Genomic DNA, 4,534 nt, shown 5'->3' with positions numbered 1-4,534 from the left:
TTGTTGGGCTTGGGAAAAATTTTCCCCGACAGGTGCTTTCCCTTTCGGCAATGCAACTGCGCCCATCTGCGACTGTTTGACGGTGCTTGCACCTATACCACCCCAGTCGTATCGGGTTCGAGCATATTCCGCCCCTTTGGTAACAGGGACAATCGCTTTGGCGATATTACCAAGTGCTTCTGCTCCTTGTGCCACATTCGGGTTTCTGACCGCCCAATCACGGACGGTTTCTGTGGCATTGTTCTGGAATTGCGACAAACCACCCAAATTGCTGACAGCTTTAATTTTGTTTTCGGTGGAAAGCAGATCTAAACCGTGCATGGTGGCAATGTCTATGCCTGCGCCTATACCTTGTACAGCATCGCCTGCTCCGATAATCTCGCCTGCTGCACCGATGACATTTTTAATGATGTCTGCCGAACCATTAATAGCTTCGGCGGCATTGCCTAATTTGTTCAATGCGGGATTGTATTCGGTTGCCCTGCGGTAGCCATCGCCTATGCCTTGCGTCAGCATTCTGCCTGCATTGTCAAAACGATCAGTTAGCCGCTGTTGTGTACTACGATTGTCCGTTATGTTCAGGCTGATGTTTTGCGCGATACCTTTTACATCATAGCTGTATATATCACGCGCACCTTTGGGAGCAGGATAGCCACCGCCTTGAGGTCCGTCGTATCCGTCGGCAGGATGGTGTTCGTGTCCGCTCCACTCGAGTTTGTACAAGGTAAATCCGTTGACAGGGTTACCCTGCTCGTCTGAAGCAGAACGGCTGGCATGATTGTCGAAGGGAGAGTGGACTTCGTGTCCGTGTCCAGAAAAACGGACGGTATAACCAAGATTGCCTTTGATCGTTGCTTGTTGAATAAGCAGGTTACCCATTTGGTTGCTTTGGATACCTTCCAAACCGATGGAGCCGGTACGTTCAGCTAAAGCCCCCCTACTGCCAAAAAGATGGTATTTCCCGCCAGGCTCGAAATTTTCCCGATTGATATTCTGTTTGATGAACGGATCTCCCGCTAATTCCGCCGCGAGGGCGGGCTGCCCGAAGGCAGCCGCCGTTACGGCGCAGGTGGCAAGGAGGTTTGTCAGTCTGCGCAGCGGTTTCACGGTTTATTCTCCTTCACGGCGGCGGATGACTTCGTCGCTGACATCAAGGTTTTGGGCATTGCCTTGTTTGAAGTCGGGACGGTTTTGGGCGGTTGTGTCGCCGTAGGGGGTGATGTCGGAGAAATCGACCATCAGGCCGTCTGAAGCTTTGACGGTTTTGCTGACTTTGTAAGGGCCGGTCCAAAGGGCGTATTTTTCTTTGTATTGGGATTCGTAGGCGGCAGAGGTAGGTTTGATCAGCAGTTTCCGGCTGTTGCGGTCAACGGCGAAATACTCGAGCTTGGTTTGGGCTTTAAGGGTTTCGGCGTTGTAGATGTGCAGTTCGGTACGGCTGCGGATGGTGCCGAATACGTCGACGGTTACGAATACGTCGGTGTCGGCGTATTCGGGCGGCACGACTTCGATGCCGCGCAGGTAGAAGATGGTTTGGACGAGGTTGGTCAGGAAGGAAACGTCGCGGGGATTGGTAATCAGGGTTTCGTTGCGGTAGTCGCCCGTGCCGTTGACAGACAATCCGGCAGACCGTTCGCCTTTGCGTCCGCTGTTTTTAGTCAGAGCGGCGGCGGGGGCGTTCAAAAGCGATGTGGAAGTGGTAACGCTGGAGAGCGCATCAGCTTTGGTAGTGGCAGTAGTATCGTAGGTGGGATAGCTGTATTGGGTGGCGCTGTCGGGGTTGTTTTGGTAGCCGCCGCGAATCAATGCATCGATGGAGTAGCGTCCGCCGGTAATGTTGCCCGATCCTTGATCGCCCATGGTAGAAACGTAAAGGGCGACTTTCGGCCTTTCAGGGCAGACAGATCCATTTCTTTGACGGCGGCACGGGACGAGGCGGCGACGAGTTCTTGTTCGACGGCAAAGCGTTTGCCGCCGCCGTGTGAAGGAATGCCGGTCAGTGTACCGCAGCCGGTGAGCAGGAGGGTGGATAGGGTAAGTGCAGAGAGAAGAATTTTCATGTTGTTCCTTAGATTTGCGTATTAAAAAACTGAGGTTGGTTAACCTTCCTTAGTTTAATTTAAATTTAAACAAAAAATGTAAAGAACAACACAAACGGTATATTTGAAGGACAAACGGATAAGGTCGTCTGAAAGCAGAAATTAATTTTGAACTGGCCCCCAAATCTTGGACACTCATAAAAGCCTTTTCAGGCGCTCTGTGCAAGCTGGGTTCTGTATGCGACAGGACTCAGCTTTTTCAATTTCAGACTGCAACGCTCCCGGTTGTAGTAATCCATATAGTCATCTATCTGCTTCATCAATTCATCCACCGTCAATTCTCCTGCGTTATAGAAACACTCCGTCTTCAACACCGCAAAGAAGCTTTCCATCGGCGCATTGTCCCAACAATTCGCCTTTCGCGACATGCTTTGAACCATGGAATGCTCCGCCAGCAATTCCCTATATCCCGCCGTACGGTACAGCACACCTTGGTCGGAATGAAGCATCGTTCCTTTATCAGTCAGCCGGGGTGCGGCTTTTTCGAGCATTTCCTTCACCATTTCGCTGTTAGCATTGCGGCTCATGGCATAGGCGACGATTTCTCGGTTGAACAAGTCCAAGATCGGCGAGAGGTACAGTTTGCGGTCCTTTCCTTTGAGTTCGGTCACGTCGGTCAGCCATTTTTCGTTGGGCTTTTTGGCTGTGAATAGACGTTTGAGGAGGTGTTCCGATATTTCGCCCATGGCGGGATGGCGGTAGGCTTTTTTCTCCCGTATTTTGGCTTTCAGCCCCATCTGTTTCATCAACCGAGCTGCTTTTTTGCGGTTCCAATCCAATGCTGCGGCAATGCGCCTTTGCCCGTAGCGTCCTTTATGCCGCCGGTAGGTTTCGATAAGGAGGGCTTTGTCGGCTGCGTCGGGGTCGGGTCGGTCTTGGTGGTGGTAGTAAAAGCTGCTTTTGGGCAGGTTTGCGATGTGCAGCAGGTATTTGAGCGGGTGTTGCGCCCTCAGTGTTTGGACGGTTTGGCTTTGTCCTTTTCGGTCCGCTTTTGGCTGAGGGCTTTTAACTCCTTTAGGTAGGCGACCTCTGCGCGCATATAGCACAACTCTTCGATAAGCTCTGCCTGTGTTTTTTCGTGGTCGGGTTTGTCGGCGATGAAGGGTTTTTTGCGGTGGTCGGTCATGGTTTTGGATTGGGGATGTTCGAGTGCGCCGATGCCGCCTTCTTGATAGGCGCGTATCCATCGTCGCAGGTGGGTTCGGGAGATGCCGTAGTGGTCTGCGGTACGCTGTTGGCTGCGTATATGCAGGTAGTAGAGTACGGCTTGGTATTTGAAGTGTAATGTATATTTGCTCATAAAAAAACTGCACCTTGTGAGTTGGAGGGGATGTGTCCAACTTTTGGGGTGCAGTTCAAGGCCAGTATGCGGTAGCATACTGGCCTTTTTCTGTTAGGGAAAGTTGCACTTCAAATGCGAATCCGCCACAATATTAAATTGGATTGATTTTGATACCGTGTAAAAACAAAGGCCGTCAAAAATTTTGACGACCTTTGTTTTTGAATATTGTAAGGGATTGTAGAATTAAGAGAAACTGGAGTTATCAGGCTTAAATGTTACTTTATGAATTTAACATAATATAAATTATTTTCCTTTTTCCTATTCTTCTACAAATTCCGCTTATTGTTCCTATATGTCAAATGAGAATCAATGATACTCTAGAGAGTGTGCTCATAGTACTCCAATTTTTAGTATGAAATCAATAGGTTTTAAGAGAAATTTGGCTGTACCTCTACCACTTAATTATTGGTTAGTGGAATAGGGTAGAGAGCAGGAAGTCTTAGTACGATACCAAGTACCTTCAACTCACAGACTGTCACTCTATCACTGATAGCAGGCTGGAATAGGACGGACAAAGATTTTGAATCACCCAAATTCAATCTCTAAGACGGCCTTCTTCCCGTCAATCCTTCCCCCTTTACCAGCAGCATTATCACAGATATCATATCAAACCAATTGTCATGATTTATTTGATTGCTGATACAACTATTTTATCTGTTAAAAGTGAATTCGTTGAGCCTTTTTATTTCCACATACCTTATTGCCTGGTTGCATTGTATATTCTGTAATTATTATCAACTTATAAAGGTAGATATACTGGCTGAGACCTTTGCAAAATCCCCCCAAAAAATCCCCTAAATTCCCACCAAGACATTTAGGGGATTTTTCATGACCACCTTCTTCCGGCAAACCGCCCAAGCCATGATTGCCAAACACATCGACCGCTTCCCGCTATTGAAGTTGGATCAAGTGATTGATTGGCAACCGATCGAACAGTACCTGAACCGTCAAAGAACCCGTTACCTTCGAGACCACCGCGGCCGTCCCGCCTATCCCCTGTTGTCCATGTTCAAAGCCGTCCTGCTCGGACAATGGCACAGCCTCTCCAATCCCGAACTCGAACACAGCCTCATCACCCGCATCGATTTCAACC

Annotated in this window: 3 protein-coding genes and 2 pseudogenes; 1 reads left to right on the top strand and 4 read right to left on the bottom strand. The window is 49.0% G+C overall.

Annotated elements, in window-relative coordinates; genetic code table 11:
• The 4 genes and pseudogenes from mafB to ACTHTJ_RS10550 form a co-directional block, all read right to left on the bottom strand.
• A pseudogene (gene mafB, locus ACTHTJ_RS10565) lies at positions 1-1,098 on the bottom strand (polymorphic toxin MafB class 2); the annotation flags it as partial.
• A 12-nt stretch (positions 1,099-1,110) separates the two neighbouring features.
• Positions 1,111-2,060, bottom strand: a pseudogene (locus ACTHTJ_RS10560) (adhesin).
• Between the two features lie 188 nt (positions 2,061-2,248).
• Positions 2,249-3,145 carry an IS3 family transposase gene (locus ACTHTJ_RS10555; RefSeq protein WP_107867345.1) on the bottom strand — a complete coding sequence of 299 codons (897 nt, stop codon included), beginning with the start codon at positions 3,143-3,145 and terminating at the stop codon, positions 2,249-2,251.
• Positions 3,049-3,399: a helix-turn-helix domain-containing protein gene (locus ACTHTJ_RS10550; RefSeq protein WP_070583436.1), complete on the bottom strand. Its 351-nt coding sequence runs from the start codon at positions 3,397-3,399 to the stop codon at positions 3,049-3,051. Before ACTHTJ_RS10550 ends, ACTHTJ_RS10555 begins: the two co-directional genes overlap by 97 nt.
• 870 nt (positions 3,400-4,269) lie before the next feature.
• Here ACTHTJ_RS10550 and ACTHTJ_RS10545 point away from each other — a divergent pair.
• Positions 4,270-4,534, top strand: a 265-nt coding sequence (locus ACTHTJ_RS10545; RefSeq protein ID WP_440360951.1) for a transposase, incomplete at its 3' end; no start/stop codon positions are given.

Source organism: Neisseria sp. P0018.S001 (assembly GCF_051957355.1).
Taxonomy (GTDB): Bacteria; Pseudomonadota; Gammaproteobacteria; order Burkholderiales; family Neisseriaceae; genus Neisseria; species Neisseria subflava_A.
This window is presented reverse-complemented; position numbering and strand designations above follow the sequence as displayed.

Bases quoted from the DNA above. Each gene is read 5' to 3' on its own strand.
- ACTHTJ_RS10550 (WP_070583436.1), bottom strand. From the start codon at position 3,399: ATGAGCAAATATACATTACACTTCAAATACCAAGCCGTACTCTACTAC.